This is a genomic window from Micromonospora sp. KC721 (assembly GCF_004348355.1).
Classification (GTDB): domain Bacteria; phylum Actinomycetota; class Actinomycetes; order Mycobacteriales; family Micromonosporaceae; genus Micromonospora.
The window spans coordinates 1-17,541 of record NZ_SMJY01000130.1 but is presented as its reverse complement, the minus strand read 5'-3'; the positions used below and the strand labels follow the sequence as shown (position 1 = coordinate 17,541).

Below are 17,541 nucleotides of genomic sequence, written 5' to 3'. Positions count from 1 at the left end.
GGCCGGGTCTGCCGAGAATCTGTCGTACCCACAGCGGGCCCGCAACCCCGATGCGCCCGCCGACTCCGGGACGAACCGCGCGGATGTCTGCCCGAGTGAGGCTCGCCGTCGGCCGATCGCTCAAATTCAGTGATTGTTTACCCGACTTCCGCGCACGCGAGATGAGCGAAACTGGGTTAGGCTGCGGACCATGTGTGGAATCGTGGGTTACGCCGGCTCCCGGCCGGCGCTCGGCATCGTCCTCGACGGTCTGCGGCGGCTGGAGTACCGCGGCTACGACTCGGCCGGCGTGGCGATCGTCTGCGACGACGAGCTGCTGACCGAGAAGAAGGCCGGCAAGCTGGCCAACCTGGAGAAGGTCCTCTCCGAGCGGGCCGCCGACGACCCCGAGGGCTGCGCCGCGAGCCCGATCGGCATCGGCGACGGCACCACCGGCATCGGCCACACCCGCTGGGCCACCCACGGCGGCCCGACCGACCGCAACGCCCACCCGCACCAGTCGCCCGACGGTCGGGTCGCGGTGATCCACAACGGCATCATCGAGAACTTCGCGAAGCTCCGCGCCGAGCTCGAGGCCGACGGCGTCACCTTCACCAGCGACACCGACACCGAGTGCGCCGCCCACCTGCTCGCCAAAGCGCTGGCTGACCTGCGCGCCGCCGGCGAGGTCGACAGCCCGCAGCTGCTGGCCTCCGCCATGCGGGTGGTCTGCCAGCGGCTGGAGGGCGCGTTCACGTTGCTCGCCGTCGACGCCGGCATCCCCGGCGCGGTGGTCGGCGCCCGGCGCAACTCGCCGCTGGTGGTCGGCCGGGGCGACGGCGAGAACTACCTGGCCAGCGACGTGGCCGCGTTCATCGAGCACACCCGGGACGCGGTCGAGCTGGGCCAGGACCAGATCGTCCTGATCACCGGCGACAGCATCGAGATCACCGACTTCGACGGCCAGCCCGCCGCCGGCAAGGACTTCCACATCGACTGGGACTCCTCCGCCGCCGAGAAGGGCGGCTACGACTGGTTCATGCTCAAGGAGATCGAGGAGCAGCCGCAGGCGATCGCCGACACGCTGCTCGGCCGGCTCACCGACAGCGGCGAGATCGCCCTCGACGAGGTCCGTCTCAGCGACCAGGATCTGCGCGACGTCGACAAGATCTTCATCGTGGCGTGCGGCACCTCCTACCACGCCGGCCTGGTCGCCAAGTACGCCATCGAGCACTGGACCCGCATCCCCTGCGAGGTCGAGCTGGCCAGCGAGTTCCGCTACCGCGACCCGGTCCTCGACCGGTCCACCCTGATCGTGGTGATCTCGCAGTCCGGCGAGACGATGGACACCCTGATGGCGCTGCGCCACGCCAAGGAGCAGAAGGCTCGGGTGCTGGCGATCTGCAACACCAACGGCTCCACCATCCCGCGCGAGTCCGACGCGGTCCTCTACACCCACGGTGGGCCGGAGATCGCCGTCGCCTCGACCAAGGCGTTCCTCACCCAGGTGGTCGCCTGCTACCTGATCGGCCTGCACCTGGCCCAGGTGCGCGGCATCAAGTTCGCCGACGAGGTCGGGGCCGTCGTCGCCCAGCTTCAGGAGATGCCGGGCAAGCTGCGCGAGCTGCTGGACCGGATCGAGCCGGTGCGGGAGCTGGGCAGGGAGCTGAAGTCCGAGCCGACCGTGCTGTTCATCGGCCGGCACGTGGGCTACCCGGTGGCGCTGGAGGGTGCCCTGAAGCTCAAGGAACTGGCGTACATGCACGCCGAGGGCTTCGCCGCCGGCGAGCTGAAGCACGGCCCGATCTCGCTGATCGACGAGGGCACCCCGGTGATCTGCGTGGTGCCGTCTCCGGTGGGCCGGGGCATGCTGCACGACAAGGTCGTCTCCAACATCCAGGAGGTCCGCGCCCGGGGCGCCCGGACCATCGTGATCGCGGAGGAGGGCGACGAGGCGGTCGTCCGCTACGCCGACCACCTGATCTACGTGCCGCGTACGCCGACGCTGCTCGCCCCGCTGGTGACCACCGTGCCGCTGCAGGTGCTCGCCGCCGAGATCGCGGCGGCCCGGGGCCACGACGTGGACCAGCCGCGCAACCTGGCGAAGTCGGTCACCGTCGAGTAGCCGGCCCGGACGCCCTGCCAGCCCTCGGGCGGTCATCCGCCCGGGGCGGGCACCGGACGGCCGAGCACGATCCGTGCCATGCCGTCCAGCGCCGGATTGTCCGGTTCCCAGTAGCCGGCGTGCCCGGCACGGGCGCTGGCGAAGGTGCGACCGCCGAAGCCCGGGTCGGCCGGGTCGTGGCCGAACCACAGCCGGTGGTCGTCGGGCCGCAGCAGCGAGACGGCGGTTGCCAGCGGTGACGTGGCGAGCGCCGCCCGGGCGGCCAGCTGCCCCGGCGGCTCCACCAGCCGGATCACGTCGTCCGGGGCGGTACTGGCCCAGACCCGCTCCGGCGGCAGACGCAGCGCCTCGGCCCGGTCCACCCCGACGCCCGGGGAACCGACGAAGACCAGGGCGTCGGCGGCCAGCCCGTGGTCGCGGGCCGTACCACCCACCACCACCGAGCCGTAGCTGTGCCCGAGCACGGTCAGCCGGGCCGGCGGCCCCTCGTGGGTGGCGCGCAGCCCCTCCTGGAACCGGTGCAGCGCCGGACCGGCATCCCGGGCCTGGGCCGGCGAGGACGCCTCGGGCAGGAAATCCGGTGCGTCGTAGTCCAGCCAGAGCAGCGCCGCGGTCTCCGTGCCGGGGGCGATGCCGGCGCACCGGGCGAGCACCCGGCCGGCGCGGCTCAGCTCCCCGGGTACGTCAGCGAGGTCGGTGGTCATTCCCGGCACGTACGTCAGCACCTGCGCCGACCGGTCCGGGTTGCCCAACGCGACCACCGCCCGCCCGTCGGCGCGCTCGTCGAACCCGAGCAGGTACGCCCGCGGCGGCCCCGCCGCCAGCCGCCCGGCCAGCCCGTCCAGGCCGGACAGCGCCGCCTCGACCCGGCGTAACCCGGCCCGGTCGCCGGGTTCGCCGGCTGACAGCTGCCGGTGGGCGGCCGCCAGCGCGTCGCGACGGTCGGCGAGCAGCAGCCGGTTGGCCTGGTCCCGGGCGGCGGCCGGCACCCCGTCGAGGCGGCCCACCCGGGCCGGCTCGTGCCGCACCAGCCACCGACGCTGGGCCGGGCTCAGCCCCGCCCACCAGGCCCGGACCAGGGCCGGAGCGGACCCGGCCGCCGGCCACCCGGCGGCCGGTGACGCGACCCAGCCGGTACGCGCCGCCGTGGCCAGCTCGTCGAGGCGGCCGGTTGCCTCCCGGTCGGCGGCGTCGGCCAGCGCGAGCGCGTCGCGCAGGATCGCCGCCACCCGCGCCACGTCCGCCGCCCCGGCCACCGTCGGCTCGGCCCGGAAGACCCCCGCCTCCGGCCCGACCCACCGCCGCGCCGGGAGCGATGGTGGGCCGGCGCTGGCCACGCCGTGCCGGTCGATCTGCACGCCGGTGCGGTCCGCCAGCGCCACCGCCTCGGCCAGCCGTGCCTTCGCCGTGCGTAGCCGGGCGGCGAACTCGGCGAGCACCTGGTCGGTCTCGACGAGCGCCGGCAGCACGTCGGCCAACTCGTTGCGCAGGCCGGCGAGCCGATCGCCGGCCGCTGCGGCGGCTCCGCCCGACCACCCGGTGCGCAGCCGGCCCGCCCGGTCGGCGAGCCCCTGGCAGCGCCGCCGCACCGGGCCGGTCAGCCCGCCCCAGGCCGCCGCGGCGTCGGCCCACTGGCTCGGGGCGGCCCGCCACAGCTGCGCGTACCCGGTCATCGGGGCAGCGTGGTGAGCCGGTCGGCGGCCCGGTCGTCCGCCGCCTGGTACGCCTCGGCGGCGGCACGCAGGGCGTCGGCCGCCGCGGCCACCCGCGCGGCGAGCGACCCCTGCCAGGTGTGTACGGCCGACTCCAGGCGGGCCAGGGCGGCGGCGGCCCGCCACTGTGGTGCGGCCACGGTCAGCCCCGGCGCTTCGGCGAGCCGATGTGCCAGCGCGTACGCCTCGTCGGCGAGCCCGCCGGCCACCTGGCGCAGCACCTCCGGTCGTACCTCCAACGGCTCCACGCCACCCGCCTCCCCGTCCCGACCAGCCCGACCGGAAGGGACGCTAGGCGGCGCGACCAGGTGGCCGGTAGCGGCTGTGGACAGCCGGCGATGGTCGTACCCTCGGGTTTTCCACAGGCATTGCCCAGCGCGCGGCCGGCGGCTAATCTGCCGCCCGCGCCACCGGTAGGGTGGTTCCGTGATCGTCGCGGTCGGCATCGACGTCGTGCTGGTGGACCGGTTCGCCCGAGCCCTGGCCCGCACACCGTTGCTCGCCGACCGGCTCTTCACCGAGGCGGAGCGTTACACCGGCTCCGGCAATCCGCGCTCACCCGAGTCGATGGCCGCGCGGTTCGCCGCGAAGGAGGCGGTGGCCAAGGCGCTGGGCGCCCCGGCCGGATTGAGCTGGCACGACTGCGAGATCGTGCCGGACCCGGACGGCCGGCCATGGTTGACCGTCTCCGGCACGGTCGCCGCCGCCGCCACCGAGCGCGGGATCAACCGCTGGCACCTGTCGCTGTCCCACGACGGTGGGATCGCCTCGGCGATGGTGGTCGCGGAACGCTGAACGTCCGGGCGGGCCGTCCGGCCTGCCGGCAGACGACGAGGGGACGCGGGTGGCATGAAACCGGTGTGGCGGGTCGCGGACGTACGCGCGGCGGAGGCGGGCCTGATGGCGACGCTCCCGCCCGGGACGCTGATGGCGCGGGCCGCCGCCGGTCTGGCCCGCCGCTGCGCCCTGCTGCTCGCCGACCGAGGTGGGGTGTACGGCGGCCGGGTGCTGCTGCTCGTCGGCACCGGCGACAACGGCGGCGACACCCTGTACGCCGGTGCCCACCTGGCCCGGCGCGGTGCCGCCGTGTCGGCGTTGCTGCTCAACCCGGGTCGGGCGCACGCCGCGGGGCTCGCCGCGCTGCGCGCCGCCGGTGGCCGACTCGTCGACCGGCCGCCGGCCATCGTCGACCTGGTGCTCGACGGCATCGTCGGCATCGGCGGCAGCGGCGGGCTGCGGGAGACCGCCGAGCAGTTGGCGGCGAGTCTGGTGCGGCACCGGGGGCGCGACGGCGGCCGGGCCACCGTGGTGGCGGTGGACGTGCCGAGCGGCGTCGCCGTCGACACCGGGGGTGTGCCGCTGTCCGCGTCGGGCCGCCCTGCCGCGGTACGCGCCGACGTCACGGTGGCCTTCGGCGCGCTGAAGCCGGCCCTGGTGATCGGCCCGGCGGCTCCGCTGGCCGGGCAGGTCGAGCTGGTCGACATCGGGCTCGGGCCGTGGCTGCGCGGCACCCCCGCGCTGCGGGTCACCGAGTGGTCGGACGTGGCCGGGTGGTGGCCGCGGCTCGGTCCGGCCTCGGAGAAGTACACCCGAGGGGTGGTCGGGCTGGCCACCGGGTCGCGGACGTATCCGGGGGCGGCGGTGCTGTCGGTCGGCGGCGCGCTGGCCGGCCCGACCGGCCTGGTCCGGTACGCCGGCGGAGCCCGGGACGAGGTGGTCCGCCAGCACCCGTCGGTGATCGCCACCGACCGGGTCGCCGACGCCGGCCGGGTGCAGGCCTGGGTGTGCGGCTCCGGGCTCGGCACCGGCGAGGAGGCGACGGCCGAGTTGCGGGCGGTGCTGGCCGCCCCGGTGCCGGTGGTGCTGGACGCGGACGCGCTGACCCTGCTGGTGGACGGCTCGCTCGCCGACCGGCTGCGCAACCGGGACGCCCCGATCGTGGTCACCCCGCACGACCGGGAGTTCACCCGGCTCTGCGGCGAGGAACCGGGTGCCGACCGGGTCGCCGGTACGCTGCGGCTGGCCGCCTGGATGAACGCCACGGTCCTGCTCAAGGGGGACCGGACGGTGATCGGCACGCCGGACGGCCGGGCGTACGTCAACCCGAGCGGGAGCCCGACGCTGGCCACCGGGGGCACCGGCGACGTGCTGGCCGGGCTGCTCGGGTCGCTGCTGGCCGCCGGGCTGGCCCCGGAACGGGCCGCGGCGTGCGCCGCGTACCTGCACGGGTTGGCCGGGCGGGAGGCGGCCCGCCGCGGGCCGGTGACCGCACCCGACGTGGTGGCCGCACTGCGTACGGTGATCGCGCCGCTGGTGGGTGAGCCGGGGCTGGCCGACCACCGGGACCGGATGGGGTGATCAAGGGGCAAGTAGGCTGGGCGTATGTGGCAGGCCGAGGTGCGCGTCGATCTTGACGCGATCCGTGACAACGTGGCCCGGCTCCGGGCCGGCACCAGCGCCGAGGTGATGGCGGTGGTGAAGGGCGACGGGTACGGCCACGGCATGGTCCCGTCCGCCCGCGCCGCGCTCGACGCCGGGGCGGACTGGCTCGGCGTCTGCACCCTCGACGAGGCGCTCACCCTGCGCCGGGCCGGGATCACCGCACCGGTGCTGGCCTGGCTGCTCGACCCCGGGCTGGCCCTGCACGAGGGGGTGGCGGCCGGGGTCGACCTGGCCGCGGCCAGCCTGCCCCAGCTCGACGAGATGATCGAGGCGAGCCGCCGCGCGGACCGCCCGGCCCGGCTGCACCTGAAGATCGACACCGGGTTGTCCCGGGGCGGCGCGACCGTGGCCGACTGGCCGGCCCTGCTGGCGGCCGCCGCGAGGGCCGAGGCCGACGGCCTGGTCGAGGTGGTCGGCGTGTGGAGCCACTTCGTGTACGCCGACTCGCCCGGCCACCCCACCACCGACCGGCAGTTGGCCATCTTCCACGAGGGGCTGGCCATGGTCGAGCGCGCCGGCCTGCGTCCGCGTTACCGGCACCTGGCCAACTCGGCCGCCACACTGACCCGGCCGGACACCCATTTCGACCTGGTCCGTCCCGGGATCGCCGTGTACGGGCTGTCGCCGATCGCGGGGGAGCAGTTCGGGCTGCGCCCGGCGATGACCGCCCGGGCCCGGGTGATGCTGACCAAGCGGGTGCCGGCCGGCACCGGCGTCTCCTACGGCCACACCTACACCACCGGCGACGAGGCGAACCTCGCGGTGGTGCCGCTCGGCTACGCCGACGGGGTGCCCCGGCACGCCTCCAACGTCGGGCCGGTACAGCTCGGCGGCAAGCGCCGCACCATCTCGGGCCGGGTCTGCATGGACCAGTTCGTGCTGGACTGCGGGTCGGATCCGGTGGCCGCCGGCGACGTGGCGACCCTCTTCGGCAGCGGGGCGGACGGCGAGCCCACCGCCGACGACTGGGCCGACGCGGTGGGCACCATCAACTACGAGATCGTCACGCGGTTCGGTGGGGTCCGGGTGCCCCGGGTCTACGACGGAGAGCTGGCATCATGACCGGCCCTTCCCGGTTCCGGATACCCCGGCCGCGTACCGCCGCCGGGAAGGTCGCCGGTGCGCTGGCCACCGTCGGCGTCGCCGCCGCCGGCCTGGCCGCCGGTGTCGCCACCGAGCGGGCGCTGGTCCGCCGGCTCAAGGCCGACCCCACCGACCGGTACGCCGACGAGGCCTTCGGTGAACTGCCCTGTGACGAGTCCTTCCGGCTGGAGTTGCCCGACGGCACCGACATCCACGTCGAGGTGGTGGAGCCGACCCGGCCGGTGCCGGGGCGTCCCACCGTGGTGCTGGTGCACGGCTTCTGCCTGGACATGGGGACGTTCCACTTCCAGCGCAAGATGCTCGCCGAGCGGGGCGACCACCGGATCGTCGCGTACGACCAGCCGGGGCACGGCCGCTCGGGCCGGCTGGAAAGCGGTGAGTACGACCTCGCCGCGCTGGGTGCCACCCTGCGCCGGGTGATCGACCGGACCGTCCCGGAGGGGCCGCTGGTGCTGGTCGGCCACTCGATGGGCGGAATGACCATCATGGCCTTCGCCGAGCTGTGCCCGGAGCTGTTCGGCGACCGGGTGGTCGGCACGGTGCTGATCGCCACCTCCGGCGGCGTACTCGCCGAGACCCGGCTGGCCGCTTCGGCCCTGCTGGGCCGGGTCGGCGGGCCGGTGCTCCAGATGGCGAGCAACGCCACCCGGTACGGCGGCACGGTGATCGACAAGGCCCGCCAGTCGACGTCCAACGTCGCCTGGCTGCTCACCCGCAGGTACGGGTTCGGCAGCCGTCGGCCGAGCCCCGCCCTGGTGTCGTACGTGGAGCGGATGAACTCCCGGACGTCGGCCGACACGGTGACCCGCTACCTACGTACGCTGGCCGCCCACTCGCGCTTCCCGGCGCTGGCCGCGCTCAGCGGCACGCCGGTGCTGGTCGTGGTCGGGGACAAGGACATGATCACCCCCGTGGTCCACTCGGACGAGATCGTCCGCCGGCTGCCGCACGCCCGGTACGTGAAGATCCCGGACAGTGGGCACGTGGTGATGCTGGAGCACGCCGACGAGGTCAACGCGGCCCTCGCCCAGTTCCTGGGGGTCCTGTGATCGAGCCGGGTCTGCGAGCCCCGCAGTCGCGAGCCGAGGTGGTTTCGTGAGCGCGAGGAGTGAGCCGGGTCTGCGAGCCCCGCAGTCGCGAGCCGAGGTGGTTTCGTGAGCGCGAATCTCGTGGTCACGCTGCGGACGGTCGAGGAGACGCACGCCTTCGGCCGCCGGCTGGGCGGCCTGCTCCGCGCCGGTGACCTGCTCCTGCTCACCGGCCCGTTGGGGGCTGGCAAGACCGCGCTCACCCAGGGTCTCGGCGCCGGGCTGGGCGTGCTCGGCGACATCACCTCCCCGACCTTCGTGATCGCCCGGGTGCACCGACCCGACCCGGCCCGGGGCCGTGGCGTCGGGTTGGTGCACGCCGACGCGTACCGGTTGGGTGGCGCGAGCGACCCGCGCGCCGAGATCGACGACCTCGACCTGGACGCCTCCGTCGACGACTCGGTGACCGTGGTCGAGTGGGGCGAGGGGCTGGTCGAGCAGTTGGTCGACGCCCACCTGCGGGTGCGGATCGACCGGCGGGAGGACGACACCCGGGTGATGGAGGTGGAGCCGGTCGGCGGCGACTGGGCGCGGCGCCTGGACGCCCTGCGCGGTGCATGAACTGTCGGTGCCGACTGGTAGGAAATGGTGAACCGACTGCGAAAGGTTGCCGATGCCCGACGTCCCCGCCCTCGACCTGCTGGCGCTGCTGCCGGAGGCCTGGCGTGCCGTGCTCACCCCGCACCTCGACCCTGCCCGCACCGCGGCGCTGGGCGAGTTCGTCGCCCGGGAGTACGCCACGCAGACCGTCTTCCCGCCGCTGGAGGACCTTTTCGCCGCCTACCGGCTGTGCGAGCCGCAGCAGTGCCGGGTGCTGATCCTCGGGCAGGATCCCTACCACCGGGCGGGGCAGGCGCACGGGCTGAGCTTCAGCGTGCGTGAGGGGGTGGCGGTGCCACCGTCGCTGCGCAACGTCTTCAAGGAACTCGGTGACGACCTGGGCGTGCCGAAGCCACGGAACGGCAACCTGAGTGGCTGGGCGGCGCAGGGGGTGCTGCTGCTCAACTCGGTGCTCACCGTGCGTCAGGCCACCCCCGGTTCGCACGCGAACAAAGGGTGGGAGGAGTTCACCGACGCCACCATCCGCGCGCTCGACGCCCGCGACGAGCGGGTGGTCTTCCTGCTCTGGGGCGGGTACGCCCGCAAGAAGGCGGCGCTGGTCGGCAACCCCCGGCACGTGGTCCTGGAGGCCGGTCACCCGAGCCCGATGAACCCGCGCGGGTTTCTCGGCAGCCGGCCGTTCAGTGCGGCCAACAAGGCCCTGGCCGATGCCGGCCTGCCCACCGTGGACTGGGAGCGCAGCGCCGGCTGAGTTCGTGGGGTCACCGGCCCGTCACCGTCCGATGTAGCCTGTCTGCACGCGACGGCAGGAAGGTGACGCATGGTGGCGACGGTCACTCCCCAGCAGTGGCAGGCGGTGCGGGCGGCGCTGACGGAGCAGACGGAACGCTTCGCCGATCTGCTGGTCGTCAGCCGTCCCGAGACCCGCTGCACGGCCGACTGGTCGGTGGTCGACACGCTGGCCCACGTGGTCTCGCTGGCCTGGCTCTACGCCTGCCTGGTGGATCCCGAGCGTCCTCCGCTGCCGGTCGCGGGCCTCGACAGCCAACTGCCCGAGGTCACCGTCGACACCGTGGCCGACGTCAACGACGTGGTGCTGCGGCAGTTCACCGAGCGCGACCCGGCGGTGCTGCTCGCCCGGCTGCGGGCCGACGTCGGGCAACTCCTGTCCTGGTGCGCCGACCGGAGTCCCGACGACACCGTGCCCTGGCTCGGCGCGGCCCGGGTGCCGCTCGCCGGGCTCTGCGCCCATCTGGTCAACGAGCTGCTGATCCACGGCCACGACATCGCCCGGGCGAGCGGGCGTCGGTGGCGCCTGCCCGGTCGTGAGGCCGCCATGTTCCTGGAGCTTTTCCTCGCCGGCGTGGTGCGACACGGCTACGGCCGGCTGCTCGACGGCGGAGGGCCACCGAGCGACCGACCGATCGTGGTGGAGTTCCGTTCGGCGTTCGCCGCTCCGCTCCGGCTGGTGCTGCATCGGGGCGTGATCTCGTTCGCCGAGCCGGGCGCCCGTACCGACGTCCGGATCCACTACGACCCGGGCACCTTCAACCTGATGATGTTCGGCCGGATCAGCCGGGCACGGGCGCTGCTCACCGGTGGGGTACGGATCTCCGGGCGACGCCCCTGGCTGCTGCCCACCTTCCTGCGCACCTTCCGCACCCCCAGTTGACCCGGCCACAGGTGGGGCGTGACCGGGGGTACGCCGGGGCCGGCTAGGCTGGTCAATCGTGCTCGTACTGGTGGTGGACTCCTCGACACCCGCGGTGACCGCGGCGCTGGTGGAGGTCTCGGCGGGCGGCGTCGCGGCGCGGGCGCAGCGGTGCACGGTCGATGCGCGCGCCCACGGCGAACTGCTCGCCCCGCAGGTGGAGGCGGTGCTCGCCGAGGGTGACGTCCGGCCGGGTGACCTGGCCGCGATCGTCGCCGGACTCGGTCCCGGCCCGTTCACCGGGCTGCGGGTCGGGTTGGTCACCGCCGCCACCATGGGTCAGGTGCTCGGTGTGCCCACGTACGGCGTCTGCTCGCTGGACGGCATCGGCCACCCGGCGGCGGCCGGCGAGCCGGTCCTGGCCGCCACCGACGCCCGTCGCCGCGAGGTGTACTGGGCGGTCTACGACGGTGCCGGCCAGCGGATCGGCGGGCCGGAGGTGGCTGTCCCGGCGCTCGTCGCTGAGCGGGCCCGCGAGCTCGCCGTCACCGCCGCGGTGGGTGACGGTGCCCACCGGTACGCCGACGTGCTGGGCCTGCCGTTGCGGGCCGAGCCGCGCTACCCGGACGCGACCGCGTTGGCGGTGCTGGCCGCCGAGCGGATCCGGGCCGGTGCCCCAAGCGAGGTACTCACCCCGCTGTACCTGCGCCGCCCGGACGCGGTGGCGTCGGCCACCCGCAAGCCGGTGCTCCCGTGAGCGCGAGGAGTGAGCCGATCCGGTTGACGCGGTTCCGGTGGTGGCACATCGACGAGGTGTTGCCGATCGAGGTGGACCTGTTCGGCGCCGAACAGTGGTCGGCGTCGATGTTCTGGAACGAGCTGGCCAACGGGCACTGGTACCGGGTGGCCCTCGACGCCGACGGAGCGCTGCTCGGCTACGCGGGGCTGGCCGTCCAGCCGGACGAGGCGTGGGTGCAGAACATCGCCGTCCGGCGGGACGCGCAGCGGCGCGGGGTGGGCCGGGCGCTGCTGGAGGAGCTGCTCGGTGAGGCGGCCCGCCGGGGCGTGCGGACCGTCCTGCTGGAGGTGGCCGCGGACAACGCGCCCGCGCAGCGGCTCTACGCGACGTACGGCTTCGAACCGATCGGCGTCCGCCGCGGCTACTACCAACCGAGCAACACCGACGCGCTGGTGATGCGGCGCGTCGCTCCGCCGACCGCGTACGGAACGGACGACTGATGGCTGACGAACCCCTGGTCCTCGGCATCGAGACCTCCTGCGACGAGACCGGCGTCGGGATCGTGCGCGGGCACACCCTGCTGGCCGACGCTCTGGCGTCCAGCGTCGATGAGCACGCCCGGTTCGGCGGGGTGGTGCCGGAGGTGGCCAGCCGGGCACACCTGGAGGCGATCGTGCCGACGATGGACCGGGCGTTGCGGGAGGCGGGGGTGACGATCGCCGACATCGACGCGATCGCGGTCACCTCCGGTCCCGGGCTGGCCGGTGCGCTGCTGGTCGGGGTGGCCGCCGCGAAGGGTTACGCGCTGGCCGCCGAGAAGCCGGTGTACGGGGTGAACCACCTCGCCGCCCACGTCGCCGTGGACACCCTGGAGCACGGCCCGCTGCCGGAGCCGGCGATCGCGATGCTGGTCTCCGGTGGTCACTCGTCGCTGCTGCTGGTGGACGACCTGGCGCGCGGGGTGACTCCGCTGGGTGCCACCATCGACGACGCCGCCGGGGAGGCGTTCGACAAGGTGGCCCGGCTGCTGGGCCTTCCCTTCCCCGGCGGGCCGCACATCGACGGGCAGGCGCGGGCCGGCGACCCGGCGGCGATCGCGTTCCCGCGCGGGCTGACCGCACCGAAGGACCTGGCCGCCCACCGCTACGACTTCTCCTTCTCGGGGCTGAAGACGGCGGTGGCCCGCTGGGTGGAGGCCCGGCAGCGGGCCGGTGAGCCGGTGCCGGTGGCCGACGTGGCGGCCTCGTTCCAGGAAGCGGTCTGTGACGTGCTGACCGCCAAGGCGCTGGACGCCTGCCGAGCCAACGGCATCGGCACGCTGGTCGTCGGCGGGGGAGTGGCGGCCAACTCGCGGCTGCGGGCGATGGCCGAGCACCGGGCGGCGAAGCACGGCATCCGGGTCCGGGTACCTCGGCCGAAGCTCTGCACCGACAACGGTGCGATGGTCGCGGCGCTCGGCGCGCACCTGGTCGCCGCCGGGGTGACGCCGAGCCGGCTCGACCTGCCGGCGGATTCGGCCCTGCCGCTGACCACGGTCAGCGTGTGACGGAGGGATGGTCGACGTGATCGTCCGGATGTGGGAGGCGCGTGCGGAGCCGTACGGCTTCACCGACCTGATCACCTGGGTCTGCGAGACCGCGCTGCCGGAACTGGAGCACGATCCGCTGCACGTGGTCAGCGAGGTCTTCTCCTCCACCGACCACCGGGTGGTGGTGATCTCGAAGTGGCGGAGCAGTCCCCGGTCGTTGCCGGACCCGCCGGCCATGCTGGTGGCCCGTCCGCCGCACTCGTGGGACTTCACCCCGGTCGACCGCTGACGGGACACATGTGAAGGGCCGGGAGCGTGCTGCTCCCGGCCCTTCGTCGCGTACGCGGAGGTCAGTTGCGGCGCATGATCCGCCAGGTGGTCCAGCCGCCGACGCCGAGCGCGGCGAGGAAGACCACCCAGACGACGGTGGTGCCGACGCTGAACGTCGGGGTGAGCGGCGTACCGGCCTGGGCGGCGGCGACGAGCGAGTCGCTCTGCGCGGGCGGCATGGCGGCCGGGGGCATCTGGTTCCAGCGGACCAGGCCGGTGCTCTCCAACATGGACATGTGGTCGGTGACGAACTTGTTGGCGTCGTCGGCGAGCTTGCGGACGGTGGCGTCCCGGGTGGCGGCGCGGACCGCGCCGATCACCGGGAAGATCTTGCCGTGGGCGATCCGGAGCCGGGTGACGAAGATCTGGTCGAACTGGGCTCCGTTGGCCTCCTGCATCTCACCCAGCCACCCCTTCTGCTCGGCGGTGGCGTCCGAGGGCAGGAGCGCGCCGAGCTTGTTGGCGGCCTCGACGACGAGCAGGTCGAGCTGCTCGTGCTGGCGGGCGATCTCCGCGCCGATCTCCCGGACCCGCGGCGACTGTCCTCTTTCGGCGGCCATCGCGCCGGCCGGCATTTCCCACAACCCGGCCAGCCGGACGCCGACGAGAAGCGTCATGTCGGCCGCGTTGAGCTGGGCGGCGGGAGCGGCCACGGCCACGCCAGGCAGGGCGAAGAGCCCAGCCACGAGCGTGACAAGCAGCACCGCCACCCGGTGGGTCCGGTGCCCTGGCCGACGACGAGCGGATTCCAGCGGTGCCATGCTGCGGTGCCTCCTCGGTCCGGGCCGTGCGTGTTACGTCGGGCAGCTCATCCGCCGGCTGCCGTCGACCACTGGTACGGATCACCGGCCGGAAGGGTTCACCGGAACCGAAAACCGGCAATGAAGCGGACTCCAGCGCTGAGGCGTGGCTCAGCCGACGTCGAGGGGGTCGGCGAGGAGCCGCTCGAAGGCCAGCTCGGCCGCGCCGATCAGCGGCGCGTCGTCGCCGAGCTTGGGGGTACGCAGCCGCACGTGTTCCAGGCAGGCGGGGAGCCCGACCTGGTTGAGCCGGCTGCGGACCTGGGCGGCGGCGGCGAGGTAGAGGTCACGCATGGTGCCACCGAAGATGACCATCTCCGGGTTGAAAATGTTGATCAGGTTGCCGACGCCGAAGCCGAGCCAGTCGCCGGCCTGGCGTACCGCCGCCTGGGCGCGGGCGTCGCCCCGGTCGGCGGCCTCGAAGACGGCCTGTAGCGCCTCCCGCCCCCGGGCCTCGCTGCGCCCGGCGGCCCGGAGCAGGCCGTGCTCCCCGATCTCCGTCTCCCAGCAGCCGCGGGAGCCGCACTCGCAGCGGGCCCCGTCCCGGGACACCACCATGTGCCCGACCTCCCCGCCGTACCCGCCGTGGCCGGTCAGCCGGCGTCCTCCGGCGATGATGCCGGCCCCGACGCCCACGTCGCCGTACAGGTAGATGACGTTGTCGCAACCGGCGGCGACCCCTCGGGCGTGCTCGGCGAAGGCTGCCACGTCGGCCACGTTGCCGACGCTGACCGGCAGGTCGATGCCGAGCGCGTCGGCGAGCGTGGCACCGAGCCGCTCGTCCACCCAGCCGGTGCCGGGGCCGAGCCGGACCAGCCCGTCGGCCCGGCGAACCATGCCGCAGACCGCCACCCCCGCGCCCACGCAGCGGGCGTCCGCGGCGACCCGGCGGTGCATCTCGGTGAGCGCGCCGGCCAGCAGCGGGGCGGTCTCCGCGGCGTCCATGCCGCGCGGCCGGTCCAGGTCCCGGCGGTCGAGTACCTCGCCCCCGAGGCCGACCCGCGCGGCGCGCAGCCGGTCCACCTCGATGGAGGACGCGTACGCGTACACCCGGGCCGACTCGGGCCGGACGACCAACGACGGTCGCCCGGCCCGGCCGGTCTCCTTCGGTGTCCCCTCGCTGACCAGCCTGGCGCCGGCCAGGTCGGCGGTGAGTGCGCCGATGGTGCTGCGGTTGAGCCCGAGGGTGGTGGTGAGTTCCGCGCGGGTGGTCGCGCCGTGGACGTGTACGTGCCGCAGCAGCGCGCCGAGATTCTGCCGCCGGATCTCGTCCTGGCTCGGTCCTGCCCGCATGTTTCCCGGTGTTCCGTGTCCCGTTGGTCAGCGTCTGCCGGCGGTCAACGGGTGCCGGTGGAGGCGGCCCGCCGGCGCGTCAGGGCGTCGATGGTGGCCGCGGCGAGCAGCACCAGGCCGGTGACCACGTACTTGCGGCCCGAGCTGTAACCCATCAGTCCCATGCCGTTGTCGATGACCGCGACGAGCGCGCCACCGAGCACGGCGTCCAGGATGCGTCCCTTGCCACCGAAGAGGCTGGTGCCGCCGATCACCGCCGCGCCGACGGCGTAGAGCAGTACGTTGCTGCCACCGGTGTTGGGGTCGACGGAGTTGGCCCGGCTCGCCGCCACGATGCCGCCGACGGCGGCCATCGAGGAGCAGATCACGAAGACGGAGATACGGATCCGGTCCACGTTGATGCCGGCCCGGCGGGCGGCCTCCCTGTTGCCGCCGACGGCGTAGACGTGCCGGCCGTAGCTGGTGCGCTGGAGCACGAAGGTCCAGATGATCAGCAGCACCGCGATGATCGGCACCACGATCGGCACGCCCTTGAGCGAGACGACCAGGACGTTGCGGCTGCGTTCCAGGTTGAGCACGTACACGGCGGCGCCGAGGATGACGCCGAGGCCGACGATCCGGGCGCCCACCACGGCGATCGGATCGGTGATCAGCCCGCGCCTGGCCCGGTTGCGGTGTCGCACCAGCTGCACGGTCGCGTACCCGGCCAAGGCCAGGGCGGCCAGCGTCCAGCCGAGCACGGGGGAGAGATTGCGGTTGGCGATCGCGACCAGGGTCTCGTCGCGTACCGAGATGTTGGCGCCCTCCTTCATGAGCTCCAGCACGACGCCCTGGAAGGCGAGGAAGCCGGCGAGGGTGACCACGAAGGACGGGATGCCCACCTTGGCGACCAGCAGGCCGAGGGTGGTGCCGATGACGACGCCGGTGGCGACGGCGGCGAGCACCGCCACGTACCAGGGGTAACCGAACACGGTGACCACGTTGGCCAGCACGGCGGCGCAGACACCGCTGGCGAAACCGGCCGACAGGTCGATCTCCCCCAGCAGCAGGACGAAGACGAGGCCCATCGCGATCAACGTGACCGCCGCACCCTGGGTGAACAGGTTCGCGAAGTTGCCGGCGGTGAAGAACGAGGGACTGCGGATGGAGAAGCCGACGCAGAGTGCGAGGAGCATGAGAACCGCAGGCAGCGCGCCAATGTCCCCGCCGCGTACCCGCCGCCAGTAGTTGTTCAGGTGGCTGCCGACCGTGGGCGCCGGCGCGACGGCGGCCGGGCCCTGCTCCTTGACGGCGGTGGTGGTCATCGGACGACTCCCGGGATGGTGGCGGTGGACCCCGTGGCGTTGCCGGCCTCGCCCGTGCCCTGCTCGGCGAGACCGAGGTGGCCGGAGCGGCCGGCGGTGATCAGCTCGACCACCTGCGAGTGGGTGATGTCGGTGGTCTTCACCTGCGCGACCATCTGGCCCAGGTAGAGCGCGGCGATCCGGTCGGAGACGGCGAAGACGTCGTTCATGTTGTGCGAGATGAGCACGACGGCCAGGCCCCGGTCGGCGAGCCGGCGGACCAGTTCCAGCACCTGGGCGGTCTGCGCGACGCCGAGCGCGGCGGTCGGCTCGTCGAGGATGACCAGTTTGCTGTTCCAGAGCACCGCCTTGGCGATGGCCACGGTCTGGCGCTGGCCGCCGGAGAGGCTGGAGACGTGCTGGCGCAGCGACTTCACCGTACGGACGCTGAGCCCGGCGAGGGTCTCGGCGGCCATCTGCTCCATGGTGGGTTCGTCGAGCACGATGCCGCTGTGCTTCTCCCGGCCGAGGAACATGTTCTGCACGATGTCGAGGTTGTCGCAGAGCGCGAGGTCCTGGTAGACGACCTCGATGCCGAGCGCTGCGGCGTCCCGTGGGCTGTTGATGCTCACCGGACGACCCTCGAAGAGGAACTCGCCGCTGTCGGTGGGGTAGATGCCGCTGATGCACTTCACCAGGGTCGACTTGCCGGCGCCGTTGTCGCCGACCAGGGCGGTCACCTCGCCGGGGTGGGCGGAGAAGGCGACGTCGCGGAGTACCTGGACGGGACCGAAACTCTTGTCGATCCCGCGTAGTTCCAGCAGGGGGGTCGCGGACACGGGGTTTCCTTTGCGCGCGGAGGGGAGATCGGAGCCATCCGATGCGGGGCGCCGCCCGGCACGGAGG

18 protein-coding genes are annotated in these 17,541 nt (G+C 73.7%); 12 read left to right on the top strand and 6 right to left on the bottom strand.

Annotated elements, in window-relative coordinates; genetic code table 11:
- The first annotated feature begins 190 nt into the window (after positions 1-190).
- Positions 191-2,104 carry a glutamine--fructose-6-phosphate transaminase (isomerizing) gene (gene glmS, locus E1182_RS20740; protein WP_132267852.1) on the top strand — a complete coding sequence of 638 codons (1,914 nt, stop codon included), beginning with the start codon at positions 191-193 and terminating at the stop codon, positions 2,102-2,104.
- A gap of 32 nt (positions 2,105-2,136) precedes the next feature.
- On the opposite strand, the gene E1182_RS20735 is transcribed toward glmS, so the two are convergent.
- On the bottom strand, positions 2,137-3,777 hold the full coding sequence (locus tag E1182_RS20735; RefSeq protein ID WP_132267849.1) for an alpha/beta hydrolase: 1,641 nt from the start codon (positions 3,775-3,777) through the stop codon (positions 2,137-2,139).
- Positions 3,774-4,064 carry a type VII secretion target gene (locus E1182_RS32355; protein ID WP_243706331.1) on the bottom strand — a complete coding sequence of 97 codons (291 nt, stop codon included), beginning with the start codon at positions 4,062-4,064 and terminating at the stop codon, positions 3,774-3,776. Before E1182_RS32355 ends, E1182_RS20735 begins: the two co-directional genes overlap by 4 nt.
- 178 nt (positions 4,065-4,242) lie before the next feature.
- On the opposite strand from E1182_RS32355, the gene E1182_RS20725 reads away from it, so the two are divergent.
- The 11 genes from E1182_RS20725 (at position 4,243) to E1182_RS20675 (ending at position 13,218) form a co-directional block, all read left to right on the top strand.
- Positions 4,243-4,611 carry a holo-ACP synthase gene (locus E1182_RS20725; protein ID WP_132184644.1) on the top strand — a complete coding sequence of 123 codons (369 nt, stop codon included), beginning with the start codon at positions 4,243-4,245 and terminating at the stop codon, positions 4,609-4,611.
- Positions 4,612-4,665: 54 nt separating this feature from the next.
- Complete coding sequence (locus E1182_RS20720) at positions 4,666-6,174, top strand: NAD(P)H-hydrate dehydratase (protein WP_132267844.1); 1,509 nt, start codon at positions 4,666-4,668, stop codon at positions 6,172-6,174.
- 24 nt (positions 6,175-6,198) lie between these two features.
- The gene (gene alr / locus E1182_RS20715; protein WP_132267841.1) at positions 6,199-7,320 is read left to right on the top strand and encodes an alanine racemase; all 1,122 of its coding nucleotides are present in this window, start codon (positions 6,199-6,201) and stop codon (positions 7,318-7,320) included.
- Positions 7,317-8,411, top strand: a complete 1,095-nt coding sequence (locus tag E1182_RS20710; RefSeq protein ID WP_132267838.1) for an alpha/beta fold hydrolase — start codon at positions 7,317-7,319, stop codon at positions 8,409-8,411. Before alr ends, E1182_RS20710 begins: the two co-directional genes overlap by 4 nt.
- 105 nt (positions 8,412-8,516) lie before the next feature.
- Positions 8,517-9,011: a tRNA (adenosine(37)-N6)-threonylcarbamoyltransferase complex ATPase subunit type 1 TsaE gene (tsaE, locus tag E1182_RS20705; protein WP_132267836.1), complete on the top strand. Its 495-nt coding sequence runs from the start codon at positions 8,517-8,519 to the stop codon at positions 9,009-9,011.
- A gap of 52 nt (positions 9,012-9,063) precedes the next feature.
- Complete coding sequence (gene ung, locus E1182_RS20700; protein WP_132267834.1) at positions 9,064-9,762, top strand: uracil-DNA glycosylase; 699 nt, start codon at positions 9,064-9,066, stop codon at positions 9,760-9,762.
- A gap of 69 nt (positions 9,763-9,831) precedes the next feature.
- Positions 9,832-10,683, top strand: a complete 852-nt coding sequence (locus E1182_RS20695) for a maleylpyruvate isomerase family mycothiol-dependent enzyme (RefSeq protein WP_132267831.1) — start codon at positions 9,832-9,834, stop codon at positions 10,681-10,683.
- Positions 10,684-10,741: 58 nt separating this feature from the next.
- On the top strand, positions 10,742-11,419 hold the full coding sequence (gene tsaB / locus E1182_RS20690; RefSeq protein ID WP_132267829.1) for a tRNA (adenosine(37)-N6)-threonylcarbamoyltransferase complex dimerization subunit type 1 TsaB: 678 nt from the start codon (positions 10,742-10,744) through the stop codon (positions 11,417-11,419).
- Positions 11,420-11,436: 17 nt separating this feature from the next.
- Positions 11,437-11,901, top strand: coding sequence for a ribosomal protein S18-alanine N-acetyltransferase (gene rimI / locus E1182_RS20685; RefSeq protein ID WP_132267857.1), 465 nt, complete (start codon positions 11,437-11,439; stop codon positions 11,899-11,901).
- Positions 11,901-12,947 carry a tRNA (adenosine(37)-N6)-threonylcarbamoyltransferase complex transferase subunit TsaD gene (gene tsaD, locus E1182_RS20680; protein ID WP_132267827.1) on the top strand — a complete coding sequence of 349 codons (1,047 nt, stop codon included), beginning with the start codon at positions 11,901-11,903 and terminating at the stop codon, positions 12,945-12,947. The genes rimI and tsaD overlap by 1 nt, the downstream gene beginning before the upstream one ends.
- A 16-nt stretch (positions 12,948-12,963) precedes the next feature.
- A complete protein-coding gene (locus E1182_RS20675) occupies positions 12,964-13,218 on the top strand; it encodes a hypothetical protein (protein ID WP_132267854.1) in 255 nt (84 codons plus the stop codon).
- A gap of 61 nt (positions 13,219-13,279) precedes the next feature.
- On the opposite strand, the gene E1182_RS20670 is transcribed toward E1182_RS20675, so the two are convergent.
- The 4 genes from E1182_RS20670 to E1182_RS20655 all read right to left on the bottom strand — a co-directional run bounded on the left by E1182_RS20670 (position 13,280) and on the right by E1182_RS20655 (position 17,474).
- The gene (locus E1182_RS20670; protein WP_132267825.1) at positions 13,280-14,020 is read right to left on the bottom strand and encodes a DUF4142 domain-containing protein; all 741 of its coding nucleotides are present in this window, start codon (positions 14,018-14,020) and stop codon (positions 13,280-13,282) included.
- A gap of 150 nt (positions 14,021-14,170) precedes the next feature.
- The gene (locus E1182_RS20665; RefSeq protein ID WP_132267823.1) at positions 14,171-15,352 is read right to left on the bottom strand and encodes an ROK family protein; all 1,182 of its coding nucleotides are present in this window, start codon (positions 15,350-15,352) and stop codon (positions 14,171-14,173) included.
- A gap of 44 nt (positions 15,353-15,396) precedes the next feature.
- Positions 15,397-16,656, bottom strand: a complete 1,260-nt coding sequence (locus E1182_RS20660; protein ID WP_132267820.1) for a sugar ABC transporter permease — start codon at positions 16,654-16,656, stop codon at positions 15,397-15,399.
- Positions 16,653-17,474 carry an ATP-binding cassette domain-containing protein gene (locus E1182_RS20655; RefSeq protein WP_132267817.1) on the bottom strand — a complete coding sequence of 274 codons (822 nt, stop codon included), beginning with the start codon at positions 17,472-17,474 and terminating at the stop codon, positions 16,653-16,655. The genes E1182_RS20660 and E1182_RS20655 overlap by 4 nt, the downstream gene beginning before the upstream one ends.
- Positions 17,475-17,541 lie beyond the last annotated feature (67 nt).